Annotated in this window: 8 protein-coding genes; 5 read left to right on the plus strand and 3 right to left on the minus strand. The window is 74.2% G+C overall.

Annotated elements, in window-relative coordinates; genetic code table 11:
• Positions 1 to 25: 25 nt before the first annotated feature.
• On the plus strand, positions 26 to 958 hold the full coding sequence (locus ACILR4_RS18260) for a VOC family protein (protein ID WP_395702294.1): 933 nt from the start codon (positions 26 to 28) through the stop codon (positions 956 to 958).
• A gap of 54 nt (positions 959 to 1,012) precedes the next feature.
• Here ACILR4_RS18260 and ACILR4_RS18265 read toward each other — a convergent pair whose 3' ends face one another.
• Positions 1,013 to 3,787, minus strand: a complete 2,775-nt coding sequence (locus ACILR4_RS18265; RefSeq protein WP_395702295.1) for a hypothetical protein — start codon at positions 3,785 to 3,787, stop codon at positions 1,013 to 1,015.
• 160 nt (positions 3,788 to 3,947) lie between these two features.
• On the opposite strand from ACILR4_RS18265, the gene ACILR4_RS18270 reads away from it, so the two are divergent.
• Both ACILR4_RS18270 and ACILR4_RS18275 read left to right on the plus strand, forming a co-directional pair.
• On the plus strand, positions 3,948 to 4,196 hold the full coding sequence (locus ACILR4_RS18270; RefSeq protein WP_395702296.1) for a DUF3297 family protein: 249 nt from the start codon (positions 3,948 to 3,950) through the stop codon (positions 4,194 to 4,196).
• Between the two features lie 113 nt (positions 4,197 to 4,309).
• Entirely contained in the window at positions 4,310 to 4,906 is a 597-nt protein-coding gene (locus ACILR4_RS18275; RefSeq protein ID WP_395702297.1) for a TetR/AcrR family transcriptional regulator, read from the plus strand.
• Positions 4,907 to 4,930: 24 nt separating this feature from the next.
• Here the strand turns inward: ACILR4_RS18275 and ACILR4_RS18280 are convergent, their stop codons facing one another.
• Positions 4,931 to 5,986 carry a universal stress protein gene (locus ACILR4_RS18280; protein ID WP_395702298.1) on the minus strand — a complete coding sequence of 352 codons (1,056 nt, stop codon included), beginning with the start codon at positions 5,984 to 5,986 and terminating at the stop codon, positions 4,931 to 4,933.
• Between the two features lie 153 nt (positions 5,987 to 6,139).
• Here ACILR4_RS18280 and ACILR4_RS18285 point away from each other — a divergent pair, with 153 nt between their 5' ends.
• Positions 6,140 to 8,872, plus strand: coding sequence for a LuxR C-terminal-related transcriptional regulator (locus ACILR4_RS18285; RefSeq protein WP_395702299.1), 2,733 nt, complete (start codon positions 6,140 to 6,142; stop codon positions 8,870 to 8,872).
• Positions 8,873 to 8,876: 4 nt separating this feature from the next.
• Here the strand turns inward: ACILR4_RS18285 and ACILR4_RS18290 are convergent, their stop codons facing one another.
• A complete protein-coding gene (locus tag ACILR4_RS18290; RefSeq protein WP_395702300.1) occupies positions 8,877 to 11,684 on the minus strand; it encodes an MASE3 domain-containing protein in 2,808 nt (935 codons plus the stop codon).
• Between the two features lie 160 nt (positions 11,685 to 11,844).
• Between ACILR4_RS18290 and ACILR4_RS18295 the strand changes: the two genes are divergently transcribed.
• Positions 11,845 to 15,087, plus strand: a complete 3,243-nt coding sequence (locus tag ACILR4_RS18295) for an ATP-binding protein (RefSeq protein ID WP_395702301.1) — start codon at positions 11,845 to 11,847, stop codon at positions 15,085 to 15,087.
• The last annotated feature ends 20 nt before the right edge of the window (positions 15,088 to 15,107 follow it).

Below are 15,107 nucleotides of genomic sequence, written 5' to 3' on the forward strand. Positions count from 1 at the left end.
AACCACATCTTAACGGAGCCTCTTGATGGAAGCCAAGCTCGAACTCGCCTACATGGTCTTCGCGGTGCGCAAGCCCGCGGCCTGGAACCGGCTGCTCACCGACACGCTGGGCCTGCCCGCCAACCCGCCGGCGGCCGACGGCAGCCAGGGCTGGCGGCTGGATGACCGCTGGCAGCGGCTGGCGATTGTCCAGGGCGAAGACGACGACCTGGCGGCACTGGGCCTGGGCGCGCCGGACGAGGCGGCGCTGCTGCGCCAGGTGCAGCGCCTGCGCGAACGGGGCGTGGCGGTCGACGAGGCCGACCCGGCGCGGCGCGAGGCGCGGCGCGTGCAGCGCCTGTTCACCGCCCGCGACCCGGCCGGCAACACGATCGAGCTGCACTGCGGCCTGGCCGCGGCCGCCGAGCCCTTCGCGTCGGCGGTCTTCCCCGGCGGTTTCCGCACCGGCGCGCTGGGCATGGGCCATGCCGCGCTGGTGGCGCGCGACCTGCCGGCGATGGAGCGCTTCTACGCCGACGCGCTGGGCTTCGGCCGCAGCGAGCGCCTGCACACGCGCACCGGCCCGCTGGAGGTGTCGGCGCTGTTCCTGCACTGCAACCGACGCCACCACAGCATCGCACTGCTGCAGCTGCCGCTGCGCCAGCGCATGCACCACTTCATGCTGCAGGCCGAGCGGCTGGCCGACGTGGGCAGCGCCTACGAGCGGGTGCAGCAGCACAAGCATCCCCTGAGCCTGCAGATCGGCCAGCACCCGGACCCGGACGGCACCTTCTCGTTCTACGCGGCCACGCCCTCGGGCTTCGACTTCGAGATCGGCCACGGCAGCCAGGAGATCGACCCCGCGGCGTGGCACGAGCAGCCCAGCGAGCGCACCAGCAGCTGGGGCCACCAGCCCAGCCGGCGCCTGCAATGGAAGATGGCGCGGGCGGTGGTCAGCCAGTGGCTGGGCGGGCAGTGACCCGGCAGGCCGGGTCCATCCGGCGCATGCGAAGGCTCAGACCCAGGCCCGGGCTCAACCCGGCAGCACGTAGGCCAGGCCGGTGTCGGCCAGCCCGGCCAGACCGATGTTGGCCGCATTGAGGTCGAGGTTGGCCGCCATCTGCGCCAGCGAGACGGCGGTGTACTGGCCGCTGTTCAGCGCCGCGGTCCAGAACGCCAGCTCGTCGGCCGAAGGCGCCTGGCCCAGCAGGTTCTGGTACAGCAGGCCGATCTCGGCCGCGGCGCTGAAGCCGCCCCCCAGCTTGGCGTCCAGCGCCAGCTGCATCAGGTCGTTGTTGCTGACACCGGTGTCCAGCAGCATCACGCCGATGCCGGCGTACTGCAGATTGGCCACCGAGGCCGGGCCGAACACCGCGCCCAGGTAGCGCGCGGTGGTGCCGGCATGGCCGCTCATGTCGAACGCCAGCGACTGGTCGCTGAACACCAGCCGCTCGATGCCGCTCAAGGTGTCGCTGCCCTCGCTGCCGCTGCCGGCCACGACGCTGGCCGCCTTGGCGCCCACGGTGTACTGCGCGCGCGGCAGCGCATACACGGCGCTGTCCAGGCCGGCGCCACCCTGCAGCGTGTCGTTGCCGCCGCCGCCGGTGAGCCGGTCGTCGCCGTCAGCGCCGACCAGCGTGTCGGCGAAGGCGGTGCCGACCAGAATGTCCTTGCCCGGACCGCCCAGCTGGTAGCCGGCCACGGCGGCGGTGGCGGCCGAGGCCACCGATTCGCTGCTGCCATGGCCGTCGACGTAGTGCGCCTGCACCCGCAGCAGCGAGCCCACCTGGGCCAGGCCCGGTGTGAAGCTGCTGGCCGTGGCGCCGTTGATCGGGTTCCAGCTGGCGCCGTTGTTGGTGGACGCCTCCCAGGTGTAGGCGATGGCGCCCAGGCCGTCGGCATCGGCCAGCGTGTGGGTCGCGCTCAGGCTGCTGCCCTGCACCGCGTTGCCGCCGATCTGCACGCGGCCGGTCGGCGCATCGTTGGTGTTGGCCACGGCCGCGGTGGCGGCGCTGGCCAGCGACTCGGCGCTGCCGCCGCCATCGGTGTAGCTCACCGCCACGCGCAGCAGCAGGCCGACCTGTGCCTCGCCGGGCGTGTAGGCGGACGCGGTGGCGCCGGCGATGTTGCTCCAGCTGCCGCCGCCGGCGGAGGACTGCCACTGGAAGTGGAAGCTGCCCAGGCCGTCCGCATCGGCCAGGCTGCCGGTGTTGGCCGTGAGGGCCTGGCCCTGCTGCACGGTGCCGCCGATGGTCACCGCGCCGGTCGGGGCATGGTTCAGCAGGTCCACCGCGGCCGTGGGGGTCGAGTTCACCGTCTCGATGGTGCCGTGGCCGTCGACGTAGTTGACCTGCAGCCGCAGCACCTGGCCCGCCTGCAGCGCGGTGGGCGTGAAGCTGGCGCTGCTGGCGCCGGCGATGTCCACCCAGGTCGGCCCGCTCTGCACCTGCCAGCGGTACAGCAGCGTGCCCAGGCCGTCGGCATCGGTCAGCGCGGCGCTGCCCTGCAGGGCGCTGCCGATCTTCGGGGTGCCGCTGATCGACACGCTGCCCACCGGCGGATCGTTGACGTTGGCCACCGCGCCCGTCGCCGCGCTGGTGGCCGATTCGAGCTTGCCCAGGCCGTCGGTGTAGCTGGCCTGCACGCGCAGCTGCAGCCCGACCAGCGCCTCGCCCGGCGTCAGCGTGCTGGCCTTGGCGCCGCCGACGTCGGCCCAGGTGCTGCCGTCGGCCGAGGACTGCCATTGGTAGCTCAGGCTGCCCATGCCGTCGGCATCGGCCAGGGTCGAGACGGCCGTCAGCACCACGCCCTGCGTGGCGCTGCCGCCGACCGTCAGGCTGCCGGTGGGCGCATGGTTGGTGGGCGTCGAGGCCAGCTGCACCGTCATGTCGGTGAAACGCGCGAACTCCACGCCCATCAGCGTGTCGCTGCCGTCGGGGCCGACGATCAGGATGCGGTCCGACAGCGTGGTGATGGTGTACTGGCTGCGCAGGCCGCTGAAGCGCGCGGTGTCGTCGCCGGCGTCGCCGAGGATGACGTCGTTGCCGCCGCCGCCCTCGAGCATGTCGTTGCCGCTGCCGCCGGTCAGCGTCTCGTTCGTGCTGGTGCCGATCAGGTAGAGCCCGGGCGCCCCCTGGCCGTAGAGCCCGCCGAGGCCGTCGCCGCCGTACAGGAACATCAGCGCGTCGATGTCGTAGCTCTGGTAGCTGCCGTAGGGCCCGCCGACGTGGGTGTAGGACATCAGCGTGTGCGCGGTGTCGTCCTGGCCCGCCGGCAGCGTGGTGCTGCCGTCGAACGGATGCTTCAGCCCCAGCGCGTGGCCGATCTCGTGCAGCAGGATCTCGTAGCCGCCGCCGGCCTGGGTCGGGTTCAGGTTGGCGGCGCCGAAATCCGTCGTGTCCATGAACACGAAGGCATCGGCGGTGTAGCTGGTGATCGTCTGGATGTTGCTCTGGTAGCTCCAGCTCCAGTGGGTGTAGCCGGCGGTGCCGGCGGCGGTGATGTTGCCGTCGACGAAGTGCAGGTCGGCCTGGTTGGCATCGGCCGTCAGCGCGAAGGTGATGCCGGTGACGGTGGCCACGTAGTTCAGCAGGTTCGTCACCGCGGCCTGCTGGGCGACGTTCATCGTGCTGGCGGCACCGCTGATGAGGCCGCTGCCGGCCGTGTCCGCGCCGCCCAGCGCGAAGGTGTAGTACAGCGTGGTGCGCGTGGGCGTGAGCCAGTTCCAGCCCGGGCCGGTGTCCAGCAGCGCATCGATGTGCTGCAGGCCGGAATGGGGCGGGGTGTTGACGTCGTTCGGGGTGGCCATCGCGAGCCTCGTTCAGCGGGACGGACGATGGTAGCCAGCGCGTCGGCGTCGTGGCTGTCACCCGATGTGACGAGTGCGGATTGCTGCCGCTATCGGCCCGGCTCGGATGCTGGACAATCGCGCGCGCCGCGCCCTGCGGCGCCCTCCCCGCATCCCTGTCATGTCCGAGCCGACCTCCCGCCCCGCCCTGCCCGACCGCCTGTCGGCCGACCCGCGCAGCCCGCACCATGTGGCCGCGGTGTTCGAGCACGACATCGGCATCCGCTTCAACGGCAAGGAGCGCTCCGACGTCGAGGAATACTGCGTCAGCGAAGGCTGGATCAAGGTGCCTTCGGGCAAGACGCGCGACCGCCGCGGCCAGCCGCTGCTGATCACGCTCAAGGGCGCGGTCGAAGCCTTCTACCGCTGAGCACCGTCTCGGCGCCGCACCGCGGCGGCCGGCACCGCACGACCGTTTACTGAACGGTCGCCATGCTATGTTCCCCGCCTGCCCACCCCGCCGCGGCCTGCGCGGCTGCCGCCATGCGCTATGCCCGCACCCACAAGGATGACACCCGCCGCAAGCTGCTGGGCGCGAGCCGCGCGATCGCCAAGCGCGGCGGCTTCGGCAGCACCGGCGTCGACGCGCTGATGGGGGCCATCGGCCTGACCGGCGGCGCGTTCTACTCCCACTTCCCGTCCAAGCAGGCCCTGTTCGAGGCGCTGATCGCCGAGGAAATGGACCACAGCCGCGAGATGCTGGCCGGCGACGACGACGCCGACGCCGCGCCAGACGCCGCCACCCTCGCCCGGCGGCTGCGCGGCTACCTCAGCAGCTTCCACGCGCTGAACCCCGAGGCCGGCTGCGTGCTGCCGACGCTGGGGCCCGAGATCGCGCGGTCGACACCCGCGGTGCGCCGCACGGTCGAGCGCGCGCTGAAGCAGACCCACCAGCGCTGGGCCGCCCGGCTGGGCGACGGCGACCAGGACGACGCCGACGGCGCCTGGGCGCTGCTGGCGCAGTGCGTGGGCGCGCTGGTGCTGGCGCGCGCGGTCGAGAGCGAGCGGGCGCGCAAGGACATCCTGGCCGCGAACCGCCGCGACATCGAGCGCACGCGGCCGGCGCTGCGCAAGGCCTGAGCCCGGCCGGCGCGCCCGCCGGCTTCAGCCGCGCGGGCCGACGATGCGCGAGAACAGCTGGCGCAGCGCGCGCTCGCCCTCGCCGGCCGCAGCGCCGGCCACGGCCGCGCGCGGCTCGCGGTGCTCGGCGAAAGCCGCGTCGATCGCGGCCCAGTCCTGCGCCAGCAGGTGGCGCTGCGCGGCCGGCAGGATCACGCCTTCCTCGCGCCCCAGGTGCTCCCAGGTGAAGCGGACGTAACGCTCGAACGACGCGTCCAGGTCCTGCAGCGCCGTGCGCGCGGCCAGGCCGTCACCCACCGCCATGGCGGTGGCCAGCGCTTCCACCTGGCCTGCCAGTGCGTCCACCAGCGCATGGTCGCGCAGGTGCTGGCGCTGCAGCTCGTCGAGCTCGCTGGCCAGGGCCGGCGCGCGTTCGCGCAGCCGGCTGAACAGGTGCGCGTCTTCCTTCGGGTGGTGCAGCGCGAGCGGGAACACCCGCAGGTAGTGCACGAGGTCGCGCAGCAGGGCCAGCGCCGGCAGGCGCCCCGCGGCGCGCGCCTCGGCCAGCGCGCGACCCCCCGCATGCAGCACCGCGGCCAGCGAGCGGTGCTCGTCGCGGATCACCGCGATCGCCCGCGCCGGCGGCGGTGGCTCGCCGGTGGCGGCCACCAGCACCGGCAGGCCGGCGTGCATCAGCACCTCCAGCGTGGCCGAGGACAGCGCCATCCCCAGCTTGCTGCGCGCCCCGTGCGAGGCCATGAAGATCAGGTCGCAGCCCTGTTGACGTGCGGCGGCGACGATGGCCTGCGCCGGATGGTCGTGCGCGGCCTGCAGCAGGTCGCAGGGCACCCCCAGCGCACGCGCCGCGGCCTCGGCCTTGCACAGCAGCTCGCGCGCCTGCCCGCCCAGCGCCCAGTCGAGGTCGGCCGGCGCGGTCAGGCGCAGCACGTCGGCCTCGCCGCGCAGCGAGCCGGCCAGGTCCGCGCTGGCATGGAAGAAGGTGATGCGCGCGCCCAGCGTGCGCGCCAGCCCGACGGCATTGCCGACGGTCTCGATCGACAGTTCCGTCTCGTCGATCGGAACCAGCAGGTGTTGGTACATCTCGCGGCCTCCAGCCAGCAGCGCCCGCAGCGGGCCTGAATCGATGCTAGGCCGCGGCCCGGCCGCGACGCCCCCCGCGGCGGGGGGGCCGGCCCCCCACGCCACGCCGCGAAAGGGCGGCCCCGGATGGGCGACGCGGGTGCGGGCGCTACCATGGCCGTTCGTCGACCACTCCGTCCCCCGGGCCGCCCCTTGCTCGCCTCGCCTGCCGCCGCCAGCGACGACCTGCTGCTGAAGGTGACGCCGCCCCGTGTGCCGCGCGGCCTGCTGGCGCGCGAGCGGCTGCAGGCCGGCCAGCCGCAGCTGCGCGGCGCCGCGGCGCTGCTGGTGCAGGCGCCGGCCGGCTACGGCAAGACCTCGCTGCTGGCGCAATGGCGGCGCGAACAGCTGGCGCAAGGCGACGTGGTGGCCTGGCTCAGCGCACAGCCGCAGGACACGCCGGCGCGGCTGGTGCAGGCGCTGACGCTGGCGCTGCGCCTGGCCGCCGGCCGCCCCGGCTTCGGCCAGGCGCTGCTGCAGGCACCGGCCGACGGACTCGAAGGCATCACCGGCTGGCTGGCCGAGCTGGCGCAGTCGGCGCTGAACGTGCTGCTGATCGTCGACGAGGCCGAGCGCCTGCCCGCCGCGGGCCGCGAAGCGCTGGCCTACCTGCTGCGCAACGCGCCGGCCAACCTGCGCGTGGCGGTGGCCGCGCGCACCGACGCGCAGCTCGAGATCGACGACCTGGTGGCCTACGGGCACTGCCTGCGCCTGGGGGCCGCGCAGCTGCGCTTCCAGCTCGACGAGACGCTGGCCCTGGTGCGCCAGCGCTTCGGCGCGCAGTTCGACGCCGATGGCGCCGCCCGCCTGCACGAGCTGACCGAAGGCTGGCCGCTCGGGCTGCAGCTGGCGCTGTCGCTGATGGCCAGCGGCGCCGATGCCCATGCCGGGCTGGACCACCTGGCCGCGCAGCAGGGCAGCCTGCGCGCGGCCGAGGGCGAGCTGCGCGCGCCGTTGGTCAACCTGCTGCTGGCGAACCTGGACCCGGCCGATGCGCGCTTCCTGGCGCGCATCGCGCTGCTGGACCACCTGCACCCGGCGCTGTGCGAGGCCGTCACCGCCGAGGCCGACGCGCCGCAGCGGCTGGCCCGGCTGGCGCGCGACACGCCGGTGTTCGCCGCCGCCGAGTTGGGCGACTGGCTGCGCCTGCACGCGCTGGCGCACGAGGTGCTGCGCGAGCGCTTCGCCGCGCTGCCGGCCGACGAGCGCGCGCTGCTGCACGCCCGCGCCGCCGACTGGCTGGCCGCGCAGGGCCAGATCGAGGCCGCGGCGCGCCACGCGCTGGCCGCCGGCCGCCACGAGCAGGCCTACGAGCTGGCCGAGCGCAGCCTGTACCAGTCGCTGATGGGCCAGGGCCGCCGCGACGCGGTGCTCGACTGGCTGCAGCACCTGCCGCCGGCCGAGCTGGACCGCCGCCCGCGCCTGTTGCTGGCCGCGGCCTGGACCCTGGCGCTGAGCGAGCGCCACGACGAGGCCGGCGCGCTGGTGGCGCGCCTGCTGGCGCAGCCGGCGGTGGACGACGCGCTGCGCTGCGAATGCGCGCTGATCCTCGGCGGCGCCGCGGTCTTCGCCGACCTGCCCGACCGCTTCGCCGAACTGCACGACCCCTGGGCCGAGGCGCCGCCGCTGCAGGACGCGCAGCTGCTGCAGGTGCATGCCAATCGCCGCGCCTTTCGCGCGTTACTCGACGGCGACCCCGCGCTGGCCCGGCTGCGCCAGCAGCAGGCCCCGCGCGCCGAGGCCGGCCCGGCGCTGGCCTACGTTCGGCGCTGGAGCGATTTCATCGTCGCGCTGAGCTACCTGTGGGAGGGCCAGGCGCGGCAGGCCGAGGCGCTGCTGCGGCCCACGCTGGCGCGCGCCGAGGCCGAGCTCGGCCGCCGCAGCCCGTTCGCCTGCATGCTGGCCGCGCTGCTGGCCGCGGCGCTGTGGGAACGCGACCGCCCGGCCGAGGCCGGCGCGCTGCTGGCCAACCGGCTCGACGTGCTGGAACGCCATGCCCTGCCCGAGGCCGTGCTGCTGGGCTACCGCACGATGGCGCGCATGGCCATCGCCGAGGGCGCCGAGCACCGCGCGCTGGAACTGCTGGGCGCGATGGAGGCGGTCGGCCGCGCGCGCACGCTGCCGCGGCTGCGCGTGGCGGCGCTGGTCGAGCAGGTGCGCCTGCACGCGCGGCGCTTCCGCAGCGAGACCTGCGAAGCGCTGTGCCGGCAGATCGATGCACTGCTGGCCGAGGCCGCGCTGCCCGCCGGCCCGCTGTGGCGCCGCGGCGTGCTATTGCTGCGCGACACGGCGCTGGCCCATGCCGCGCTGGCCGCGCAGGACTGGCGCCGCGCGATCACGCTGCTGCAGCAGGCCGACGCGCAGGCCCAGGCCGCGCGGCTGGGCCGCCTGCACATCGAGCTGCTGGGGCTGCGCGCGCTGGCGCTGGACCGCGTCGGCGAACGCGCCGCGCTGCCCCTGCTGCGCGAGGCGGCCGACCTGGCCCAGGGCTACGGCCTGGCGCGCGTGTTCGCCGATGCCCACCCGGCCCTGGGCGACTGGGTGCAGCGCGCGCTGCGCGAGCAGGGCGATGCCGACGCCGCCGGCCGCCCCGGCCCGCTGGCCGCGCCGCTGATCACCCCGCCCGCCGCGCCCCGGGTGGCGCCCAGCATGGCGCTGACGCCCAAGGAACGCGAGGTGCTGGCACTGCTGGCGCGCAGCCTCTCGAACAAGGAGATCGGCCTGGCGATGCAGGTGGGCGAAGAGACCATCAAGTGGCACATGAAGAACCTGTTCGCCAAGCTCGACGCCGGCACGCGCAAGCAGGTGGTGCAGCGCGCCCGCATCCTCGGGCTGCTGGACACCTGAGCAATCAGGCCACCGTGGCAAGGTGGCGGCGCAGCGCATCGAGCACGCGCGCGTGCTCGGCCTCGAGCGCAGCCAGGAGGGTGGCGACCTGCGCCGCGCCATCGGTCGGCGCCTCCGGCACGGCCTGTTCGAGCTGGCGCGCCAGCGTCGACAGCCGCTGCGCCCCCAGCGTGCCGGCATTGCCCACCAGCATGTGGGCCAGGCTGGCCACGCGCGGCAGGTCGCCGGCCCGCTCGGCCTGGCGCAGCCGCTGCGCCATGTCGGCCTGCGTCTCGAGGAAGCGCCGCACCGCCATCGCGTAGAGCGCGGGGCGGCCGCCGCAGTAGCGCAGGCCCAGCGCCACGTCCACCGGCTCGACCGCGGCCGTGGCCGCCGGCGGCAGCACCGGCGGCACCGCCGACGCCGGCAGCCCGGGCGGGGTGCCCGCCGTCGGCGGCGCCGGGCCGAGCCAGCGCTGCAGCGTGCTGAAGAGCTGGGCCGGTTCGAAGGGCTTGCCGATGTGGTCGTCCATGCCCGCGGCCCGGCAGGCGGCGCGATCCGCCGCGCCGGCATGGGCGGTCATCGCGATCAGCGGCAGGCCGCGCCAGCGCGGCTCGGCGCGGATGCGGCGCGCCAGCTCGAATCCGTCCATGCCGGGCAGCTGCACGTCCAGCAGCACCGCGTCGAACGGCGGCTCCTGCACCAGCAGCCGCAGCGCGCTGGCCGCGTCGCCGGCCACGCTGACGCGCATGCCGGCCACCTCGCGCAGCAGCTCGCCGGCCACTTCCTGGTTGAACGCGTTGTCCTCGACCAGCAGCACCGAACGGCCCTGCAGCGCCTGCTCGGGCGGCTGGTCGGTGGGCGCGCCGGCCGCGGCCTCGACCGCCGCAGCGGCCAGCGCCGGCAGGCGCAGCACGAAGCTGAAGCAGCTGCCCTGGCCCGGCCGGCTGGTCACCTCGATGCGCCCGCCCATCAGGCCCACCAGCTGCTGGCTGATCGCCAGGCCCAGGCCGGTGCCGCCGTAGCGGCGCGTGGTGGAGGCATCGGCCTGCTCGAAGGGCCGGAACAGGCGGGCGATCTGCTCGTCGCTCAGGCCGATGCCGCTGTCGCTGACGCTGAAACGCAGCGTCACCTCGTCGCCTTCGCCGCCGGCCTCGCGCGCCAGCAGCGCCACCCGCAGCGTCACGCTGCCACTGGCGGTGAACTTCACCGCGTTGCCGCACAGGTTGGTCAGCACCTGGGCCAGCCGCTGCGCATCGCCCTGCAGCACCGGCGGCACGTCCTCGTCCACGATCACATCGAAGGTCAGCCCCTTCTGGCGCGCCAGCTGGCTGTTGATGACTTCCACCCGCTCGATCACGTGCTCCAGCCGGAACGGGGCCGCGACCAGCGCCAGCTTGCCGGCCTCGACCTTGGACAGGTCGAGGATCTGGTCGATCAGCCCCAGCAGCGATTCGGCGGCGATGCGCGCCCGGCTCAGGTACTGCTGCTGGCGCGGCTCGAGCGGGCCGCGCAGCGCGAGGTTCACGAAGCCGAGCACCGCGTTCATCGGCGTGCGGATCTCGTGGCTCATGTTGGCCAGGAACTCGCTCTTGGCGCGGCTGGCCGCCTCGGCCGCGGCCTGGCCCCGGCGCGAGGCCTCGATCGCCCGCTGCGGCGCCAGGTCGCGCAGCACCGCGGTGAGCAGCCGGCCTTCGCCTTCCCCGACCTGGCTGAGCGACAGCTCCAGCGGAAAGCGGCTGCCATCGGCGCGCTGCCCGGTCACGCGCCAGCGCCGGTGCGCGGCGCGGCCGCCGGGCCGGCGCACCAGCGCCTCGATGCGCGCGCGGCGCGCGGCCGGCACCAGCGCCGTCGGCGGCAGGCGCAGCGCCTGCAGCACGCCGATGCCGAACAGCTGCTCGGCGGCGCGGTTGAACATCACGATGCGCTGCTGCGCGTCGAGCGTGACGATGCCGTCCACCGTGCCGGCCAGCACGTCGGCCAGCTGCTGTTCACGCGCGGCCACCTGCTGGCGGCTGCTGCGCAGGGCCTCGAACGGCGCCCGCACGCTGGTGACGAAGGTGGCCCGATAAAGCAGCAGGTACGCGGCCACCTTGAAGCCATGGCCGAACAGGTTCTGGAAATCCGAGGGCGTGACGTACTGGGTGAACGCCAGCTCGCCCACGCCCATCACGAAGGCCGAGGTGCCGAGCAGGTAGTACGGCATGCGCCGCGGGCCGGCCCGGCGCCACAGCAGCACGCCCACCAGCACGTTGCCCACGCACAGGCCCACCTCGTAGGCGGCCTTGAACGCGGTGACGCCACGGCCCTTGACGAAGGTGAGCGGAAACACCTCGATCGCGAACGAGCCGAGCAGCACCAGGCCCAGGCCGATGGCACTGCCCAGCCCGAGCGCCAGCGCGCGCGGCAGCGGCCGGCGCGGCGGCCAGGCCAGCCAGGCCAGCGTCACCACCTCGGCGCTGCGGCCCATCAGCCAGAAGAAGATGGCGCGCGGCGTGCTCGCCTCGCCCAGCAGCGGCGGCATGCCCTCGTAGGTGAGCGCATGCACCAGGTCGCACAGCGCCACCACGGTGAAGCCGGTGATCAGCACGCTGCCGGTGCCGGCCGCCTCGCCGTCCAGCGCATGCCAGCCGATGCTGACGATCTGCATCGCCACCACCACCGCCACCAGCTCGAGCATCAGGTGCACGCTGAGCACGCTGGTGTCGGGCACCATCCAGCGCGTGAACGGCGGGCTGTACAGCAGCAGCACCAGCAGCAGCAGCGACAGCAGCACGCCGGCCGCGCAGGCCTGGCGCAGGCGATGGTCGGGAGCGCGCTCTGACGAGGTCATCGGTGTGGACGGGTGAAGCAGGCGGCAGGCCCTGTCGCCCTCGGCATTGTGCGTCGAAGCGGCCACGCACCACGGTGGAGCACGGGTCCGTCTCTTTGCCGAGACAGCCGCTGGCGTATGCCCGGTTGCCACGCCGGTGGGCTTCCCGCAGCATCGCGGCATGACACGAGGGAGCGTTTCGCTGCGCCTGGCGCTGCTGCTGCTGCTCACCGGCGGCCTGCTGGCGGCCCTGGCCGTGCTGGCGCTGCGCGCGCTCGAGCAGAGCGCCAGCTCGGTGGAAAGCCTGTACAAGGACCGGGTCGTGCCGCTGTACCAGCTGCGCCAGGTGGTGGCCGGCTACGAGACCGACGTCACCGGCAGCGTGCAACGGGTGCGCGACGGCAGCCTCGGCGCGGCCGAGGCCGTCGCCCGCATCGACGACGCGCAGGCGCGCAGCACCCGGCAATGGCGGGCCTACAAGCAGACCTACCTGGTCGAGCTGGAGCAGCGCCTGGTGGCACAGGCCGAGCCGCTGCTGCAGCAGGCCGATGCGGTGGTGGCACGCGCGCGCCAGGCCATCGCGCAGCAGGACCTCGGCGCACTGACGCAGCTGGCCACCAACGACCTGCCGGCGGCCCTGAAGCCGATGAACGCCGTGATGGAGCAGCTGCTGCAGGTGCAGCTGTCGGTGGCGCAGGAAGAGGCCGAGCGCATCCAGCACCTGCGGCGCCGCGCCTGGCTGGCGGTGGCCGGCCTGGCCCTGCTGGCGGCGGCCGTCGGCACGCTGCTGGGCGCTTCGGTCGTCTCCGCGCACCAGCGCGAGCGCCGCGAGGCCGATGCCCGCACCGAACGCATGAGCCGGTTCTACCGCGCCCTGTCGCGCACCAACCAGCTCATCGTGCGCGAGCGCGACCCGCAGGCCCTGCTGGCGCAGCTGGCCCGCATCGTCGTCGACGAGGGCCATGCGCAGATCGCCGGCGTCTTCCTGATCGAACACGGCGAACTGCGGCGCGTGACCGTGGCCACCCAGGACGGCCCGGTGCCGGCAGCGCTGCCCGAGCGCCTGCCCCTGGCGCGGCCGGGTGTCCAGGCCTCGGTGGTGGGCCGCGCGGTGGTGGCCGGCCGCCACGAGGTCACCAACAACTACCTGCAGGACCCGGGCCTGGCCGCGTGGCATCCACTGGCGCTGCAGGTCAACTTCCGCTCGATGGGGGCCTTCGTGCTGCGCCGCGGCGGCGAGGTCCACGGCGCGCTGGCCATCCATGCCGAGGAAGCGGGCTACTTCGATGCGCCGCTGGAGGCCCTGCTCGACGAGATGGCCGCCGACGTCTCGTTCGCGCTCGACCAGATCGACCGCGAGGCCGAACACGCGCGGGCGCGCCAGGCGGCCGAGGCCGGCCTCGAGCGCTTCCGGCTGCTGTTCTACACCGCGCCGATCCCGGCGATGATCATCAGCCGCGACGGCTTTCGGGTGCGCGAGATCAACAACGCGGCCGTGCAGCGCTACGGCATGACGCGCGAGCAGGTGCTGGGCCACCGCCTGATCGAGTTCGGCCTGGGCATCGTGGCCGAGGACCGCGCGGTCTTCGCGCGCGCGGTGCAGACCCATGGCCGCGTCGAAGGCTGGCCGGTGCGGCTGCGCGTGGCGGGCGGCGAGCTGCGCGAGGTGCTGCTGAGTGCCGAAGCCATCGAGCACGACGGCGAGCCGTGCATCCTGGTGATGAGCCTGGACGCCACCGAGCTGCGGCGCGCCGAGGCCGAGCTGCGCGCGCTGAACGCCAGCCTCGAGCGGCGCGTGGCCGAACGCACCGCCCAGCTGCAGGCCACCGCCGACGCGCTGGCCCGCGCCCGCGACCAGGCCGAGGCCGCCACGCGCGCGAAGAGCGAGTTCCTGGCCAACATGAGCCACGAGATCCGCACGCCGATGAACGCGATCCTCGGGCTCACGCACCTGGCGCTGCGCACGCCGCTGGATGCGCGCCAGCACGACTACCTGAGCAAGTCCCGGCTGGCCGCCGATTCGCTGCTGGCGCTGATCGACCGCATCCTCGACTTCTCGAAGATCGAGGCCGGCAAGCTCGAGCTCGAGCAGCGGCCGTTCCGGCTCGACGAGCTGCTGCAGCGCGTGGACAGCATCGCCGGCGCGCTGGCGCAGCATAAGGGCTTGCGCTTCACGATGGCCATCGCGCCCGAGGTGCCGCCCTGGCTGCGCGGCGATGCGCAGCGCCTGCAGCAGGTGCTGCTGAACCTGTGCAACAACGCGGTGAAGTTCACCCCCGAAGGCGAGGTGACGACCACGGTCGCGCTGCAGTCGCGGCAGGACACGCAGTGCACGCTGCGCTTCGAGGTGCGCGACAGCGGCATCGGCATGACGCCCGAACAGCTCGGCCGCCTGTTCCAGCCCTTCATGCAGGCCGACGCCTCGACCACCCGCCGCTTCGGCGGCACCGGGCTGGGCCTGGCCATCAGCCGCCAGCTGGTGACGCTGATGGGCGGCGAGATCGCGGCGCGCAGCACGGCGGGCCGGGGCAGCGCGTTCAGCTTCACCGTGCCGCTGGCGCTGGCCGACGACCGCGAGGCCGTGGCCGAGGCGCCCCCGCCGCCGGCCCCGCAAGGCAGTGGCAGCCTGCGCGGCCGCCGTGTGCTGCTGGTGGAGGACAACGAGCTGAACCAGGTGGTGGCCGCCGAGCTGCTGCGCGGCGAGGCTGGCGTGCAGGTGACGGTGGCCGCCGGCGGCGCCCAGGCGCTGCAGCTGCTGCAGCCACCGGACGCGGTGCTGCCGGACGCGGTGCTGATGGACCTGCAGATGCCCGGCATGGACGGCCTGGAGGTGACGCGCCGCATCCGCGCCGATGCCCGGCTGGCGGCGCTGCCGATCATCGCGATGACGGCCAATGCCTCGGTGGCCGACCGAGAGCGCTGCCTGGCGGCCGGCATGAACGACTACCTGACCAAGCCCTTCGATCCGGACGACCTGTTCGGCGTGCTGGCGCGGGTGCTCGGCGCCGCCCCCCCGCGCGCGCTGCCGCGGCTGGCCGGGTTGGCCGAATTGCGCGGGGCGATGGGCGCCGACGGCAGCATCTCGTTCGCGCTGGGGCTGGACCGCTGCCTGGGCAAGGCCGAGCTGCACGACCGCATCCTGCGCCGCTTCGTCGACACGCGCGCCCGGCTGCCCGAGGAGCTGCGCGACGCGGTGGCCGCCGGCCAGACGGCGCAGGCCGTGTTGATCGCGCACACGCTGGTGTCGACCGCCGGCACCATCGGCGCGATGCCGCTGTCGGCCATGGCCCGTGCGCTGCAGCAGGCCCTGGAGCAGCAGCAGGCCGACCGCTTGCCGATGCTGCTGCAGGCGCTGGCGCAGGAACATGCCGTCGTGCTCGCGGCGATCCGCGCCCATCTGGCCGCCGCGATGCCCGGCGCCTGAGCGAAGTGATTAAATGGCTT

It is taken from the genome of Aquabacterium sp., assembly GCF_044226965.1.
Taxonomy (GTDB): domain Bacteria; phylum Pseudomonadota; class Gammaproteobacteria; order Burkholderiales; family Burkholderiaceae_C; genus Pseudaquabacterium.